Annotated in this window: 12 protein-coding genes and 1 other RNA gene; 6 read left to right on the plus strand and 7 right to left on the minus strand. The window is 74.0% G+C overall.

Features of this window, described 5'->3' with window-relative positions:
* Positions 1 to 20: 20 nt before the first annotated feature.
* An RNA gene (gene rnpB / locus FHX74_RS10255) (RNase P RNA component class A) lies at positions 21 to 414 on the minus strand.
* A gap of 344 nt (positions 415 to 758) precedes the next feature.
* Here rnpB and FHX74_RS10260 point away from each other — a divergent pair.
* Genes FHX74_RS10260 through FHX74_RS10270 form a run of 3 tightly spaced genes read left to right on the plus strand, consistent with a single transcriptional unit; the run spans position 759 to position 3,303 of the window.
* A complete protein-coding gene (locus FHX74_RS10260) occupies positions 759 to 1,019 on the plus strand; it encodes a hypothetical protein (protein ID WP_182560026.1) in 261 nt (86 codons plus the stop codon).
* Positions 1,016 to 2,524 (plus strand): M15 family metallopeptidase, encoded by a 1,509-nt coding sequence (locus FHX74_RS10265; RefSeq protein ID WP_182560027.1) that lies wholly within the window; start codon positions 1,016 to 1,018, stop codon positions 2,522 to 2,524. Before FHX74_RS10260 ends, FHX74_RS10265 begins: the two co-directional genes overlap by 4 nt.
* The gene (locus tag FHX74_RS10270; RefSeq protein ID WP_182560028.1) at positions 2,521 to 3,303 is read left to right on the plus strand and encodes a hypothetical protein; all 783 of its coding nucleotides are present in this window, start codon (positions 2,521 to 2,523) and stop codon (positions 3,301 to 3,303) included. Before FHX74_RS10265 ends, FHX74_RS10270 begins: the two co-directional genes overlap by 4 nt.
* A 52-nt stretch (positions 3,304 to 3,355) precedes the next feature.
* On the opposite strand, the gene FHX74_RS10275 is transcribed toward FHX74_RS10270, so the two are convergent.
* Positions 3,356 to 4,432, minus strand: a complete 1,077-nt coding sequence (locus FHX74_RS10275; RefSeq protein ID WP_182560029.1) for a L,D-transpeptidase — start codon at positions 4,430 to 4,432, stop codon at positions 3,356 to 3,358.
* 117 nt (positions 4,433 to 4,549) lie between these two features.
* Between FHX74_RS10275 and FHX74_RS10280 the strand changes: the two genes are divergently transcribed.
* Complete coding sequence (locus FHX74_RS10280) at positions 4,550 to 5,323, plus strand: isocitrate lyase/PEP mutase family protein (RefSeq protein WP_182560030.1); 774 nt, start codon at positions 4,550 to 4,552, stop codon at positions 5,321 to 5,323.
* Between the two features lie 282 nt (positions 5,324 to 5,605).
* Here FHX74_RS10280 and FHX74_RS10285 read toward each other — a convergent pair whose 3' ends face one another.
* From FHX74_RS10285 to FHX74_RS10305, 5 genes are all read right to left on the minus strand, one after another.
* Complete coding sequence (locus FHX74_RS10285; RefSeq protein ID WP_182560429.1) at positions 5,606 to 6,961, minus strand: glycosyltransferase; 1,356 nt, start codon at positions 6,959 to 6,961, stop codon at positions 5,606 to 5,608.
* 89 nt (positions 6,962 to 7,050) lie between these two features.
* Positions 7,051 to 9,276, minus strand: a complete 2,226-nt coding sequence (locus FHX74_RS10290; RefSeq protein ID WP_328823749.1) for a glycoside hydrolase domain-containing protein — start codon at positions 9,274 to 9,276, stop codon at positions 7,051 to 7,053.
* Between the two features lie 146 nt (positions 9,277 to 9,422).
* Positions 9,423 to 10,928 carry an RNB domain-containing ribonuclease gene (locus FHX74_RS10295; protein ID WP_328823750.1) on the minus strand — a complete coding sequence of 502 codons (1,506 nt, stop codon included), beginning with the start codon at positions 10,926 to 10,928 and terminating at the stop codon, positions 9,423 to 9,425.
* 12 nt (positions 10,929 to 10,940) lie between these two features.
* Positions 10,941 to 11,453: a reverse transcriptase-like protein gene (locus FHX74_RS10300; protein WP_328823751.1), complete on the minus strand. Its 513-nt coding sequence runs from the start codon at positions 11,451 to 11,453 to the stop codon at positions 10,941 to 10,943.
* The gene (locus FHX74_RS10305; RefSeq protein WP_456238306.1) at positions 11,450 to 12,193 is read right to left on the minus strand and encodes a zinc ribbon domain-containing protein; all 744 of its coding nucleotides are present in this window, start codon (positions 12,191 to 12,193) and stop codon (positions 11,450 to 11,452) included. Before FHX74_RS10305 ends, FHX74_RS10300 begins: the two co-directional genes overlap by 4 nt.
* A 351-nt stretch (positions 12,194 to 12,544) precedes the next feature.
* On the opposite strand from FHX74_RS10305, the gene FHX74_RS10310 reads away from it, so the two are divergent.
* On the plus strand, positions 12,545 to 13,864 hold the full coding sequence (locus FHX74_RS10310; RefSeq protein ID WP_182560031.1) for a multidrug effflux MFS transporter: 1,320 nt from the start codon (positions 12,545 to 12,547) through the stop codon (positions 13,862 to 13,864).
* Positions 13,865 to 13,989: 125 nt separating this feature from the next.
* Complete coding sequence (locus FHX74_RS10315) at positions 13,990 to 14,688, plus strand: AAA family ATPase (RefSeq protein ID WP_182560032.1); 699 nt, start codon at positions 13,990 to 13,992, stop codon at positions 14,686 to 14,688.
* Positions 14,689 to 14,700: the final 12 nt, after the last annotated feature.

Genomic DNA, 14,700 nt, shown 5'->3' on the forward strand with positions numbered 1-14,700 from the left:
CGGCACGAAGCGAAGGCGTGGGGATGAGCCGGCCGGTAAGCCGGATTCTGTACCCGCCGCGAACGGCGGGTGGCGACCATCCATCTGCGACCGCTGTCACCAACGGCCTGGTGCGATCTACCCGGAGACTCGGGCGAGCAGCCCTCGGACGTCTCCGCAGGTGCGCTCGCGCGCACCCTCTTGATCTTGCTCCGGGTGGGGTTTACCGAGCCACCCCAGTCACCTGGGGTGCTGGTGGTCTCTTACACCACCGTTTCACCCTCACCGCCGGACCTCGCGGCCCGACGGCGGTCTGTTCTCTGTGGCACTGTCCCGCGGGTCACCCCGGGTGGGCGTTACCCACCACCCTGCTCTGCGGAGTCCGGACTTTCCTCGGCCCCCGCACGCGGGGACCGCGGCCGCCTGGCCGGCTCATCCGCGGACGATGGTAGTGCCCGGCACCGGTCCGGCGCTCCTCCGCTCGCGGCGCGACCCAGACGCCGCAGCCCGACGGGGCGGCGCGTCAGCGCTCGACCCCGTCGAACGCGGTCGGCAACCGGTCCAGCACGTCGTTCCAGCCCTGCGCGATCTCGGTGAGGTCGACGACCGTCACGGCTTCGTCACGACCCGGGGCGATCTCGAGGCGGGATCGAGCCCGGACGGTTAGGTTCGCCGATACGCGGCGGCTCGGTTAGGATCGCGCTGTCGCGTCGGACCGATGGGGGTCGCCCGGTGCGTCACGGGGGATTCCTGTCCGCACCTTTCCCAGGGACCCGACCATGACCCCGACCACCGCTCTCCGCCTCGCTCCGGAGACACTCGTCGACGCCTGTGACCTGCTCCAGGCCCAGCGATTCGAGCTGATCGGTGACGACGTCACCTTCGAAGCCCTCGGCGGCGCCGCCGGCCGACGCTGGTCCGGCCGGCTCGGTGACGACCTCGTCCCCGACGGCAACGGCTTCTGGCGGATCGTCTCCGCCGAGGCCTGGAACCCGCTCGCGCTCTGGGCGGCCACCCCGGCACCCCGCACGGTCGCATGAGCCGCCGGCCGGCGCGGACGCTGACCGTCGGCGGAGTGCTCTCCGTCGTCCTGGCCCTCGGCGCCGCGCCGGCCCTGGCCGGTCCACCGGCCGACCCGACACCGATCCCGACCGCCACCGCGGCGACGTCGTCGACCGGCAGCCCGTCCCCGGTCGGCCAGTCGCCGTCGGCGACCACGACCAGCCCGTCACCCGGTCCGGCCACGAGTGCCTCGGGTACACCGTCCGCCCCGACCGACCCGTCGGCCCCGAGCAACCCGTCGACACCCTCGGCCACCTCGGCCGCACCGCGGACGTCCGTGCCCCGACCGATCCCGCACCAGCGCGCGGCCGACGACCCGCCGCTGACCCTGGCGGTGGCCGCCACCGGGACGCCGCAGGCCGGGGTGTTCTTCGAGGACCTCGGCCGGTTCGCCTTCTCCGGCACCGCCGCCGGCGACTCGGCGAGCGCCGCCGTCGCCGTCTGCCGGGCCGACGGGACCCGGTGGACCCGGGTCGCCACCGCGACGGTGACCGCGGACGGCCGCTGGTCGGCGTCCGCGCCGGTGACCGTCGCGTCCGCCGCGATCGGCTTCCGCGCCACCCTGGGCACCGCCTGCCCCGGCAGCACCGGCACCCAGAGCAACCAGGTCACCGTGGCCGTCCGGAACAGCACCGTGACCGTCGACAAGCCACCGGCCACGATCAACTCGCTCAAGAACCCGGTGATCACCGGCCGGGTCTACCCGGCCCGGGCCGGGGTCAAGATCAACATCGACATCCTGCGGAGCGACAAGACCTTCCGGGTCACCCAGCAGACCACCACCGACGCCCAGGGCCGGTTCGCCAAGGCCGTGAGCTTCGGCGTCGGTCGGCTCAACACCTACACCACCCGGGCCGCCTACCGGGCCGCCAACCGGCCGCGCTGGGAGGTCAGCCGGGCCTACCAGTTCACCCGGATCGCGGTGCTCGACCCGGTCAGCCGCCCCACCAACGCCGCGGACGTGGCCAAGACCTACCGGGCCGGCTGCCCGGTCGGGCCGTCGAAGCTGCGGACGGTCTGGCTCAACTACTACGGCCTGCGCGACCGCAAGATGCACCGCGGCGTGATCATCATCCGCGCCGACCTGTCCGACGACCTGACCCGCGCCTTCGGCAGCGCGCTGACGCACCGCTACCCGATCGCCCAGATGGTCAACCCCAACGTCTACGGCGGCGACGACCCCCGCCAGATGGAGGCGGACAACACCAGCGGGTTCAACTGCCGCAAGGTCACCGGCAACCCCTACGCCCAGTCGCCGCACTCCTACGGCACCGCGCTCGACGTCAACACGGTCGAGAACCCCTACCGCGACGTCCGCGGCAAGTGGTGGCCCAGCAAGGGCAAGGCTTACATCAAGCGGACCCCGCGCCGCCCCGGGATGCTCACCAAGGACAGCTACCTGACCAAGTCGCTGCGCAAGGACGACTTCTTCTGGGGCGGCTTCTGGAGCCCCGGCCGGGACTCCCAGCACTTCCAGCGGTGACCGGTACGCGGCGGTCCCGGACGCCGGTCCCGGGCGTCGCGGCGGCGCTGGTCGCGCTCATCCTCGCCGGGTGCACGTCCGCACCGAGCCCGGCGGGCCCGACGACCGCCCCGGCACCGTCCGCGAGCCCTCCCACGACCGCCGCGACCCCCGCCGCGTCGACCGCGAACGCCACGCCCACCGTCACCGAGCCCACGACCACCAACACCCTGCCGCCCCCGCCGGCGCCGAGCCGGCCGGCGGCCTCGACCGCCGGTGATCTCGACGCCGCCGTGCTGCCCGTCCCGCGGGGCTGGCACCGGGTCGTCCGGGCCGGGGGTGACGAGCAGGGCTACCAGGGCAACGGCACCTGGGTCCACGCCCGCGACGCCCGCTATGCCGCCACCGACACCGTGACCATCGGCTGCGCCGCGGTGACCCGCGACGACTTCACCGACCCGGTGCACGCGCTCGAGGGGACCTATGCCGACGCGGCCGGGCGGCCGGGGATCGGATTGGTGCTCGAGTTCCGCACCAGCGACGACGCCGCCGGCTACCTGGCGCTCTACCGCCGTCAGGTGGCGGCCTGCACCGATCCGGACGGACCGGTGCTGGCGGAGCCGATCACCGGCGTCGGGTCGGCGAACGCCCTCGCCGATCACCGCAGCTATCCCGGCGACGACCGCTGGAGCGAGATCGTCGAACGGAACGGCCGCCGGCTGACCCTGATCATCCTGGCCGACCCGGACCGCCGGGTCGACGCGGAAGCGGCCCGGCGGATCCTCGGTCAGATCACCTGAGGGTGATCAGCCGTCGTGATCACGAGCTGGCGTGATCAAGGAGCTGCCGTGATCAGGAGACGGTGATCGCGCCCAAGCCGCTGTGCTGCTGCCAGTCGTGCCAGGAGACGTTGTAGACCGCGTAGCCGTTGGTCGGGTCGGCCTCGCCGCGCGGGCTGCCGGTGATGGTCACCGGGTCACCGACGCTCACGTGGTCGAAGTACCACTCGGCGTTCGACCACGACAGGTGGACGCACCCGTGCGACCCGTAGCTGTGACCGGGGTACGGATCGGCGGACGAGTAGTGCACGAAGGTGCCCGAGTAGGTCAGCCGGACCGCCCACGGGTAGTAGCCGTCGTAGTAGTTCGGGCTGTTCTTGTCGCAGGTGATCCCGGCGCTGCACGAGGTCATGTGCTCGTTGCGGGTGAGGCTGACGACGCTCATCGTGCCGGTCCAGGAGGGGAACTGCGGGCTGCCCGCGTCGCTCGACATTGACCGGATCAGCTTGCCGTCGGAGTAGACCTTGGTGGTGTGGTGGCTGGCCGAGATCTTGGTCTCGAAGTCGTTGCCGATGGTGAAGTGCCGGGTGTAGCTGTGCGTGCCGTAGCGGCCGTAGCCGTCACCGACGTGGTCGAACCGTGCGTCCAGGGTCACCTTGCTGCCGCTGGGCCAGTAACCCTCGGGGCGGAAGTCGACCTGCTGGCTGCTCAGCCAGTGCCAGGCCCCGGTCACGGTCTTGGTCGACGTGAGGTGCATGGCCTGCTCGATGGCCTTGCGCGCCGCGCTCTTCACCGGGTCGGAGAAGACGACCACGATCGGCATCGCCACGCCGACGGTCGAGCCGTCGGTGGGGACGATCGAGTCGAGCAGCATCGGCGGCCCCGAGGGGTAGCTCGGCTTCGCGGCCGGCGTGCTCGAGGCCTTCGCCGAGCTGCTCGGCTTGGCGCTCGACGACGAGGCGGAGCTGCTCGCCGAGGACGAGCCGCTCGAGGACTGGGTGCCGGTGCCGGTGGGGGCACCGCCGGCCACCGAGCCGGAGGCGCTCGGGCCGCATCCTGTGAGGCTGGCGAGCGCGGTCGCGGTCAGCGCGGCCACCGCCAGGGTCGCGGCTCTGGCGCGGGCCCCGGCCCGCCGTCGTCCGATGGTCATCGTTCCCACTTCCCCAGCTACCGGCAGGCTTCGCTTCATGCTAAGTCGGCCCCCGGTCCGTCACCTGAGCCGAAGTTGAGCGCCGGCGACGCGCCCGAGCCCGTAGGCTCACGGCCCGTGACCACCGCCGAACGCGCCCAGCGCCTGCTCGAGCTGCACCGGGCCCCGCAGATCCTCACCCTGGTCAACGTCTGGGACGTGATCAGCGCCCGGGTGGTCGCCGACCTGCCGGGGACCACCGCGATCGCCACCGCGAGCCACAGCATCGCGGCCTCCCTGGGCTACGAGGACGGCGAGCGGATCCCGGTCGAGCTGATGATCGAGGCGGTCGGCCGGATCGCCGCGGCCACCGACCTGCCCACCACCGCCGATCTCGAGGCCGGGTACGGCGACGCCGGCGAGACGGTGCGCCGCGCCATCGACGTCGGCGTGGTCGGGGCCAACCTCGAGGACCAGCTCAATCCGCTGCCCGAGGCGGTGGCCGCCGTCCGCAAGGCGGTCGCGGTCGGCACCGCGACCGGCGTCCCGTTCGTGGTCAACGCCCGCACCGACGCCTGGGTCCGTGGCGGCGACCGGCCCGCCGACGTCGTGCTGGCCGACGCGATCGAGCGCGGGCGCGCCTACCTCGACGCCGGCGCCACCACCGTCTTCGCCCCCGGTCTGCTCGACCGGGACACGGTGGCCGCCCTGGTCGAGGCCCTCGGCCCGCAGCGGCTCAGCCTGATCCTGCTGCCCGGCGGCCTCACCGTCGCCGAGATGGCCGAGCTGGGCGTCTCCCGGGTCACCGTCGGCCCGTGGGGTCAGCGGATCGCCCTGACCGCCTTCGCCGACGCTGCCGTCGCGATCATGAACGGGGGCGCGATCCCCGAGGGCACCCGACCGCTGAACTGAACCCCGGAGCGGCAGCCCGCACACCGTGCGGTGCCGCCACCCGCCCAACCGCCGAGAGCGAACCGACCAGCCCGGGAGGGCGGCACCGCGTCGGGGTGTGGTCGGGCGTTCCGAGCGGAGCGGAGCCCCAGCGGAGCGCAGCGAGGTGGGCGGGACGCGGTGCCCGCCCTCCCGGGCGCACCCGAGGTACCGCGCTTCGACAGGCTCAGCGCACGTCCCCACCGCGCTTCGACAGGCTCAGCGCACGTCCCCGACCACGCTTCGACAGGCTCAGCGCACGTTTCACCCCAGCGCTTCGGCGACCGGCTCCTGCTCCTCGAGCCGGGCGAACAGCCGGTCGAAGACCTGGGCGCGGTCGAACTGGAGCGCGTGGGTGCGGGCGCGCAGCTCCCAGGCCTGCAGCTGGTCGGGCGGAGTGTCGAGCACCGCACGGTCGAGGCTGTCGCGGATGCCGACCGGGTCGTGGACGCCGATGGTGAGGGCGCAGTCCCCCACCGCCTCGCCGATGCCGCCGGTCCGGGTGGTGATCACCGGCCCGCCGCCGGCCAGCATCTTCTCGGCCAGCGCGATCCCGAAGGTCTCGGTGAAGTCCGGGCAGGGCTTGCTCGGCAGCACGTAGGCGGCGCTCCCGGCCATCAAGAACGGCTTCTCGGCGTCGTCGACGTCGTGGGCGAACACGATCGAGTCGCCCGCGCCGGACTCGGCGGCCACCGCGTGCAGGTAGTGCGCCTCCGGGCCGTTGCCGGCGATCACCAGGGGCATCCGCTCCCGGGTCCGGCTGGCCGCGTACCCCTCGATCAGGTCGTCGACGCCCTTGGCGGTGGTGAGCCGGGAGAGGAAGAGCACGTACTCGCCGCGGCGCAGTCCGCGGGCGGCCAGCCGCGCGTCCACCTCGGCCGGATCGAGGTCGAGGTAGGCGCGGGTGTCCATCGCGGGATAGCTGATCGCCACCCGCTCAGCGCACTCGGCGGCGAACCGGGTGCCGAGCCGGGTGTCCACCTCGGCGGCCGCGGCGACCACGACCTCCTTGGTGTAGTCGGAGACCGCGACGCAGACGTCGAAGGACAGGAACGTGGAGAGCACCGCCGCAGCCGGCCCGAGGCGTCCCTCGGCCACGCAGGAGCGGACGATGTTGGTGACGTCGGAGCCGACCGCCTCGGCGATGGTGGTGACCCGGCACGGCAGTCCGGTCGACTCGGCGATCCGGCGGGCCTCGGCGATCGCGAAGGCGTGCGGGCTGAGATAGAGGGCCATCGCCACCGTCGGGACGCCGTCGGTGAACAGCTCGACCAGCCGACCGACGATCCCGGCGTGGTAGCGCCCGTCGGGCACCTTGTAGTCGCCGACCGGTGCCGGCCGCTCGACGGTGATCCCCGGGCTGTACGGGCTGATGCTGTCGAGCGGCTTGAGCGGCAGCCCGGTCTCGCGCAGCCGGTCGACTGGCCAGCTGACGATCCGGACGTCGTCGTAGCCGCGGAGCAGCGCGGTCTCGGCGAGGTTGCGGGCCTCGACCGAGTGCCCGCAGATCACCGGGTCGGCGCGGACGACGATCACCAGCCGGCGGGTCGGGCGGCGCGGCACCAGACCGCGGGGGCCCGAGGCCGGGCGCAGGTGCTTGGCGTTGATCAACGACGTCATCACGGCGGTCACCTCCGGGTGGAACGGGCTGGTCGGGCTGGTTGGTCGGGCTGGCCGGTCGGGCTGGATCGGACGCGGAGGCGGGCGGGTCAGGGCGGCGGGGTGACCGACGGGGGCCGGGTGTCGGTGCCCCAGCCCGTCGGCTCGTCGCCGAGGGTGATCCTGAGCCGACCGCCCCGGTGCAGCTGCCGGCCGCTGAGCCAGCTGCGGTGGAGCGGCGTCCCGTTCCAGTGGACGTCCGTGACGTACTGCTCCGGGCCACCGGGCTCGGGTTCGCGGAAGTTCTCGGTCTCGACGGTCACCGTGCCGCCGCCGACGGCGAGCTCGGCGTGCCGGAACGCCGGGGCGTTGACCAGGAACAGGCCCTGGCCGGCGACCGGGAACAGCCCGAGCGAGGCCCAGACGTACCAGGCGCTGAGCCCGCCGGAGTCGTCGTTGCCGGGCAGACCGCCGCGTCCGGTGCCGAACTGCTGGTGGACGGCGGCGTGCACCACCTCGGCGGTGCGGTCCGGACGACCGGCCCAGTGGTAGCCCCAGGGCGCCTCGTAGTCGGGTTCGTTGTTGAGCCCCTCGAACCGGTTGAGCGCGTAGCCGCGGGCCATCTCCTCGGCGCTCGGCTGCGCGCCGACCTGGCTGACCCGTTCGGCGCCGTAGCCGAAGAACCGGTCGAGCAGCTCGACGTAGGCCTGCTCGCCGCCGGCCAGCGCGATCCGGCCGCGCATGTCGTGCAGCAGCCGGAAGCTGTAGTTCCACTTGCCGCCCTCGTAGAACTCCGAGTCGAGCAGCAGCCCGGTGGAGCGGTCGAAGGCGTTGACCCAGCGGGTCGACAGCGCGTCGAACTGCTCGGCCAGCCGCTGGTCGCGGAGCTTGCGAGCCACCACGGCCGAGCAGTGGTAGGCCGCGGCGAGGTCGAGGGTGTGGCTGATCGGGTGGGCCAGCCCGCGCTGCAGGAAGTCCTCGCCGTACTGGCGGCGCAGGTCGGCGTCGAGGTGGACCAGCGCCCACTCCCAGTCGATCCCGGCCACGCCGAGCTGGCAGAGGTCAGCGAAGAAGGTGTGGGCCAGCGCGCTGCCCTGCCGGGCAAAGCGGTCGGCACCCTTAGCCATCCGGTAGCCGATCGGGAGGTTCCCCTCCTCCTCGCAGACGTGCAGCAGGGCGTTGGCCAGCTCGACCGCGCGCTCGGGGAACAGGGTGTGCAGCAGCGGCAACTGGGTGCGGTAGATGTCCCACATGGTGCAGATGTCGAACGCGTACGGCGTGTCCATCGACCACTGCGGGCTCTCGTCCGGCGCGAAGCAGGGCTTGATCATCGAGTGGTAGAGCGCCGTCGCGAAGACCGTCCGCCGGTCGGTGTCGTCGACGTCGACGCTGATCGTGCCGAGGTGGTCCGACCAGGCGTCCTGGGTCTGCGCCCGCCGCCGGTCGAAGGTGTCCGGGCCCAGACCGCAGTCGGCGTAGAGGTTGCGGCGGGCCTGGTCGACCCCGCGCAGGCTGAACCCGAACCGGAGCTCGACGGTCTGCCCGGCCTCGGCGTTGCCCCGCCAGAGCAGGCCGAACGGCCGCAGCGTGGTGGGCCGGATGTAGTCGAAGTCGAGCCGGGTGCCGCCGGGCATCAGCCGCCGGTCGTACCAGAGCAGCTGGCGCCAGTCGGTGTCGGTCTCGCAGTGCACGGCCAGCGGCGCACCCTCGACGACGACCTCGCCCTGGGCGACGCCGGGGGCCAGCGTCTGCAGGTGCGCCCGGAGCGGGACCGTCCGGCCGTAGGGGATCTGCAGCCCGCCGAGCGAGAAGTCGACCACCAGCCGGGCGTCGCGGTGCGCCGGGAAGGTGTACCGGTGCACCGCGCTCTTGGGCCCGACGGTGATCTCGCAGCGGATCCCCGAGGCCAGGGTGGCGGCGTACCAGCCCGGCTCGGCCTGCTCCTCGACCAGCTCCCACTCGGTGCCCAGGTCGTCGAGCGAGGTCAGCATCGGCGTGACCCGGAAGTAGTTGTAGTACTTCCGGATCGCGCCGGTGCCGGACTGCTGGAAGTGGGTGAAGCCCGAGGCGACGTAGCGGTCGTGCAGGGTGAGCGGGACGCCCTCGGTGTTGAGCTGGTAGAGCCCGTAGCCGGTCGGGTAGGCGCCGGAGTAGGCGCAGGCCGAGACCATGCCGAAGGGCGCGGTGGCCCCCGGGTGGGTGTTGCCGACCTGCGGCTTCGGCCACCACCAGGTGGCGGCCAGCCCCTGCTGCCGGGGCAGGTCGGTGACGCCGGTGCCGATGAACGGGTCGACCGCGGCCAGCACCGGATCGGTCGCGCTGCTCGCGGTGATCACGACGGCCCCGTCCGCGGGGCGTGCGCCAGCCGGGTGCGCGCGTCCGGCCGAGCGACCTCGATCACCTCCCCGACGGTACGAGCGGGGTGTTTCGCCGGTGTTTCGCCGTTGTTCCGACTTCCCGGCCGGCCGGTGAACGCCGGTGGTCAGGCCTGTACGAAGACCACGCTGCCCTGCTCGAGGTCGGCCGCGGCCAGCCGAGCCTGCACCGCGGCACCGAGCTCGAGCGACGGGCCGGTGATCCGTGCCTCGACCGCCGGGTCGGTGATCATGATCCGACCGCGTCCGGGCTTGTCGTCGAGCTCGACCACGGTGCCGGTGAACACCTCGCCGACCCGGTCGGCCAGCACCACCACCTCGGCCAGGTCGATCACCGCCCGCTCGTAGCCGTGCGCCGTCCGCTCGGACGCCGTCATCGCGGCGGGCAGCGCGGGCAGCGCCGCCCGGGCCCAGGCCGGGACCGGACGGCCGGCGGTCAGGGCCAGGCAGACCTCGCCGACGTAGCGGTCGACCAGCCGCCGCAGCGGCGCGGTGGCGTGGGCGTAGTCGGCGGCCAGCGCGGCGTGGCCCGGGTGCTCCGGCGCCTCGCCGTCGAAGGCGGTGTAGCCGGCGCCGCGGAACAGCGTGGTGCAGGCGGTCAGCATCGCCGCCTCGGCCGGGCGCGACGGGTCGAGAGCGCGGACGAAGTCCGGATAGGGCTGCCCGGTCGGCCAGTCCAGCCCGAGCGCCCGGGCGATGCGCCGCAGGCGCCGGACCGCGCCGTCGTCGGCGGCGGGCAGCGTCCGCAGCACGCCGACCCGGCCACCCAGCATGAGGTCGGCGGCGGCCATCCCGGTGAGCAGGGAGATCTGCGCGTTCCAGCCCTCGACCGGGAGCAGTGCCCGGTAGACCAGCCGCCACCCGGTGCCGGTCCGCTCGACCTCCTGGTCGGGCAGGTCGAGGCTGACGCCGCCGCGGGCGATCTCGAGCGCCTCGCGGAGCCGGCCGACGTCGCGCAGACGGTGCAGGGTCTCGCGGCTCTCGTCGCCGCCGGCCAGGTCGACCGCGGGGTCGTCGAGGGCGCGCTGCGCCTCCGGGTAGCTCAACCGGGCCCGGCTCCGGACGGTGGCCCGGGTCACGCCGGCCTCGACCGCGCGGCCGTCGGCGTCGAGCCGCACCGACCAGAGCAGCGCCGGCCGGTCGGCGTCGGCGAGCAGGCTGGCGGCGTCCTCGGACAGCTCGGGCGGGTGCAACGGGGTCCGCCGGTCGGGTGCGTAGAGGGTCTGGCCGCGCCGGTGCGCCTCGCGGTCCAGCGCGCCGCCCGGCCGGACGAACGCGGCCACGTCGGCGATGGCGTACCAGACCCGGAACCCGTCGCCCTCGGCCCGGACGCAGACCGCCTGGTCGAGGTCCCGGGAACCTTCGGGGTCGATGGTCAGGAACGGCAGGTCGGTCCGGTCGATCCGCTCGGTCGCGGCTCCCTCCGGGACCTCCGGACCGCGCGCCGCGGCCGCGCGCGCCTCGGCGAGCACCTCGGGCGGGAAGTCGCCGGGGATCCCCAGCCGGTCACGGAGCCGCTGCCAGGCGGCGGCCAGCTCGTCGGGGACCGCGGACGGCCCGACGGCCCGCGGCTCGACGTCGGCACGGCGCAGACGGAGACGACGGGCCGGCACGGTGCCTCCCGCTCAGCCGTGCCGCGTGACGGGGGTGCCGTCGAGCGCCTTGTTGACCAGCGCGTCGGCGGCCTTGTTGCGCTCGCGCGGCACCCAGGTCCACTGCACCCGGGCCGGCACCAGGTCGCGGGCCTGGAGCGCGAGCGGGCGCATCGACGGGTGCTTGATCTTCCACCGGCCGGCCATCTGCTCGATCACCAGCCGGGAGTCCATCCGGACCTCGAGCGCGGCGCCGGGGTCGATCGCCCGGGCCATCTCCAGCCCGGCGATCAGCCCGGAGTACTCGGCGACGTTGTTGGTGGTGGTCCCGATCACGCGGCCCTCCTCGTCGAGGACGTCGCCGCTCTCGGCGTCGCGGACCAGCGCCCCGTACGCGGCCGGACCAGGATTGCCGCGCGACCCGCCGTCGGCCTCGATCACCAGCGACCGGGCCGAGGCCGGTGCCAGCGGGGCCAGCTCGGTCTCGTCCTCGCCGAGCAGTGACGGACCGCTCTGGCCCTGCGGACGCGCCATCGCCGGGCTCACAGCCCCGAGTTCGGGGTGCGGACCAGGATCCGGCCGCACTCCTCGCAACGGAGCACCTCGTCGTCGGCTGCCGCGGCGTACCCGCGCAGGTCGGCGGCGTTGAGCTCGAGCTGGCACCCGGTGCAGCGACGGGCCCGGAGCTCGGCCGCGCCGACGCCGCCGTGCCCGGGCCGCAGCTTGTCGTAGAGCGCGAGCAGGTCGGCGGGCAGCCCGCCCGCGCGCTGGGCGCGTTCCTGCTGAGCCTCGCGGGCCTGCTCGTCGAGCGCGACGAGCTGCTCGTCCCGACGGGCGACCAGCGCCTCGCGCTCGGTCCGCAGCTCACTGACCGCGGTCTCGAGCCGGTCGCGGAGCGCGACGGCGTCCTCGAGCCGCTGCATCACCTCGAGCTCGTTGTCCTCGAGGTCGGAGATCCGCTTCTTGAGGTGCTCGACCTCGTCGACCAGACCGGCCAGCGCCTTGGGGTCGGCGACCGTCCCGTCACCGATCCGCTTCTGGTTGCGGACCAGCCGTTCGCGCACCGGGGTCAGGTCGGCCTCGGCCTTGCTCTGCTCGAGCTCGAGGTCGGAGACCGCCACCTGTGCGGCCACCAGGTCGGAGGAGACCGCGGCCTGGCGCTGGTCGAGCGCGGCCAGCTGCGCGTGCTCGGGCAGGCTCTTGCGGCGGTGCGCCAGCTGGGCCAGCGTCGTGTCGACGGCCTGCAGGTCGAGCAGCTCGAGCTGCGCGTGCGGATCTGCTCTGATGGCGCGCTCCTTCCGGCGGGATGCTTCGGGCGGGGTGTCGTCGACGGGCTCCGGTCGGGGCCTGCGGTGGCGCCCACCCTAGTCGTCGGCCGCCCCGGACGCGCCACCCGCGGCGGCGAGGTCGGGCAAGCGCCTTCCCGAATCCGGGCGACGGAGATGAACAGCCGGCGAATGATTTCTCCCGAGCCGCGTGAAGCTGGAATGATCGGGGCTGCGCCGTGGTTCGGCCTCCCTGACGGGGAACGGCTGATCGGACTGAGACACCGGTCCCGGCCGCTCTTCTCCGGCTTCATGGGCACGACGCGGTGACCCGATGGTGCTGACCGGCAACACTCTCGAGGAAGCACGCGCATGACCACGACCGTCCAACCCACCGACGCGTCCACCGACCTCATCGCCACCGGCCCCGCGCCCGACCCGCGGGAGCTCACCCGCCCGAGCGAGCGGCGCACCGCGTCCACGCTCGGCGAGGGCTACGTCGGCGCCCGTTACCTGCAGCTCGTGCTGGTGCTCGGCGCGCTCGTCGCCATCGGCGCGCTGACCATCGACACCTACCTGCCGGCGCTGCCCTCGCTGACCGAGGACTTCCGCACCACCGCCCCGACCGCGCAGCTGACCATCACCGGCCTGATGGCCGGCCTCGGCGTCGGCCAGCTGGTCGTCGGCCCGCTCTCCGACGCGGTCGGCCGCCGCCGCCCGCTGATCACCGGTCTGGTCGCGCACGGCCTGATGTCGGTGCTCTGCGCGCTGGCGCCGACCATCGAGCTGCTGATCGTGGCCCGGGTGCTGCAGGGACTGGCCGGTGCCGCCGTCTCGGTGGTGGCGATGGCCATGGTCCGCGACCTGTTCAGCGGCGTCCGCGCCGCCCGGCTGCTCTCCCGGCTGACCCTGGTGATGGGCATCTCGCCGATCCTGGCGCCGACGCTGGGCAGCGCGCTGCTCCGGCTGACCGCGTGGCGCGGGATCTTCGTGTTCCTCGCCGTGGTCGCCGCGCTGCTCACCGTGCTGGCCGTGCTCGCGCTGCCCGAGACGCTGCCCCCGGCCCGCCGGGTCCCGGCCCGGCTGCGGAGCTCGCTGACCAGCTACGCCCGGCTGTTCCGCGACCCGACCTACCTGATCATGGTCGTGGTGGCCGGGCTGATGTTCGCGACCGTCTTCGGCTACATCGGCGGCTCGTCGTTCGTGCTGCAGGAGTACTTCAAGCTGACCCCGCAGCAGTACGGCATCGCCTTCGGCGTCACCGCGCTCGGGCTGATCGTGGCCACCCAGATCAACCCGGCCCTGGTGCAGCGGTTCACCCCGGTCGCGGTGCTGCGGGCCGGCGTGCTGCTCGGCTTCGTCGGCGCGGCGCTGATGGTGGTCGCCGCGGCCACCGGGTTCGGCGGGCTGATCGGCTTCATGGCTCCGCTGTGGATCACCATCGCGGGCGCCGGGCTGACCTTCCCGAACGCTCCGGCGATCGCGCTCACCCGGCACGGCGAGTCCGCCGGGACCGCGGCGGCGCTGCTCGGTGCCGCCCAGTTCATGATCAGCGGTATCAGCGCGCCGCTGGTCGGCGCGCTGGCCGACGGGACCCCGGTGCCGATGGCCGCGGTGATGGCCGGCGCCAGCGGGCTGGCCGTCGTGCTGATCCTGGCCGGTCGGCGGCTGTTCGCCGACGTCGAGGCCTGACCCCGCGGCCCCTCCCCCGCCGGCCCGCTCGGGTGCGCAGGTGGTCGCGAGGGCCGGCGTGAACGGGGGTCGGGCCGGGGCTTCCACCCATCGGGGACGACCGGATCCCGCGGCACCCTGGGACGATGACCGCGCGCGAGCCCAGCCCGGCCACCGTCCGCCCGCCGTCCACCGCGGCAGGACCGCCTGAGCCGGCCCGGCCCGATCTGATCATGGTCGGCGGGATCCCCGGCGCCGGGAAGAGCACGGCGATCGAGGCGGCCCTGCGGGCCGACCGCGGGCCGGTCCCGGTGCGCGCCCTCGACTCCGACCAGGTCCGCCGCCGGCTGGCCGCCCGGCTCGGTCCCCGGGTTGCCTACCGCCGCTACCGCCCGTGGGTGCACACCCTGCACCTGCTCCGGGTGGTCGGCTGGATTCTGCTCGGCCCGGAGCTGCCCGGGACCCGGCTCGTCGTGCACGACCCGTGCACCCGGCCGTTCCGGCTGCGCGCCCTCGGCCGGCTCGCCGAGAGCCGGGGCTGGCGGACCCGGCTCGTCCTGGTCGACGTCGACCGCACGGACGCCCTGGCCGGACAGCGCGACCGCGGCCGGGTGGTGCGACCGGACAGCTTCGCCCGGCACTGGGAGCGCTGGCAGAGGCTGCGCTCGGAGCTGACCGTCCCGTTCGCGCCGGAGCCCGACTGGGTCGAGCCGTGGGACGCGGTGGCGCTGGTCCACCGCGACGACGCCGCCGCGACGCTGACCGGGCTGCTGGGCTGCCCGACGGGCTTCCCGACGACGGTCCGCGCGGCCGCGGTCACCGAGCCGCTGGCGCTCGCCTCCTGATCAGCGGCCTGC

Origin of the sequence: Microlunatus kandeliicorticis (assembly GCF_014137855.1) — a bacterium.
In the GTDB taxonomy this organism is placed as follows: domain Bacteria; phylum Actinomycetota; class Actinomycetes; order Propionibacteriales; family Propionibacteriaceae; genus Microlunatus; species Microlunatus kandeliicorticis.

What these genes read in the sequence shown, in the direction of transcription:
- FHX74_RS10260 (WP_182560026.1), top strand. Translation starts at nt 759, where the DNA reads ATGACCCCGACCACCGCTCTCCGCCTCGCTCCGGAGACACTCGTCGAC.
- FHX74_RS10265 (WP_182560027.1), top strand. Translation starts at nt 1,016, where the DNA reads ATGAGCCGCCGGCCGGCGCGGACGCTGACCGTCGGCGGAGTGCTCTCC.
- FHX74_RS10275 (WP_182560029.1), bottom strand. Translation starts at nt 4,432, where the DNA reads ATGACCATCGGACGACGGCGGGCCGGGGCCCGCGCCAGAGCCGCGACC.
- FHX74_RS10285 (WP_182560429.1), bottom strand. Translation starts at nt 6,961, where the DNA reads ATGACGTCGTTGATCAACGCCAAGCACCTGCGCCCGGCCTCGGGCCCC.
- FHX74_RS10310 (WP_182560031.1), top strand. Translation starts at nt 12,545, where the DNA reads ATGACCACGACCGTCCAACCCACCGACGCGTCCACCGACCTCATCGCC.
- FHX74_RS10315 (WP_182560032.1), top strand. Translation starts at nt 13,990, where the DNA reads ATGACCGCGCGCGAGCCCAGCCCGGCCACCGTCCGCCCGCCGTCCACC.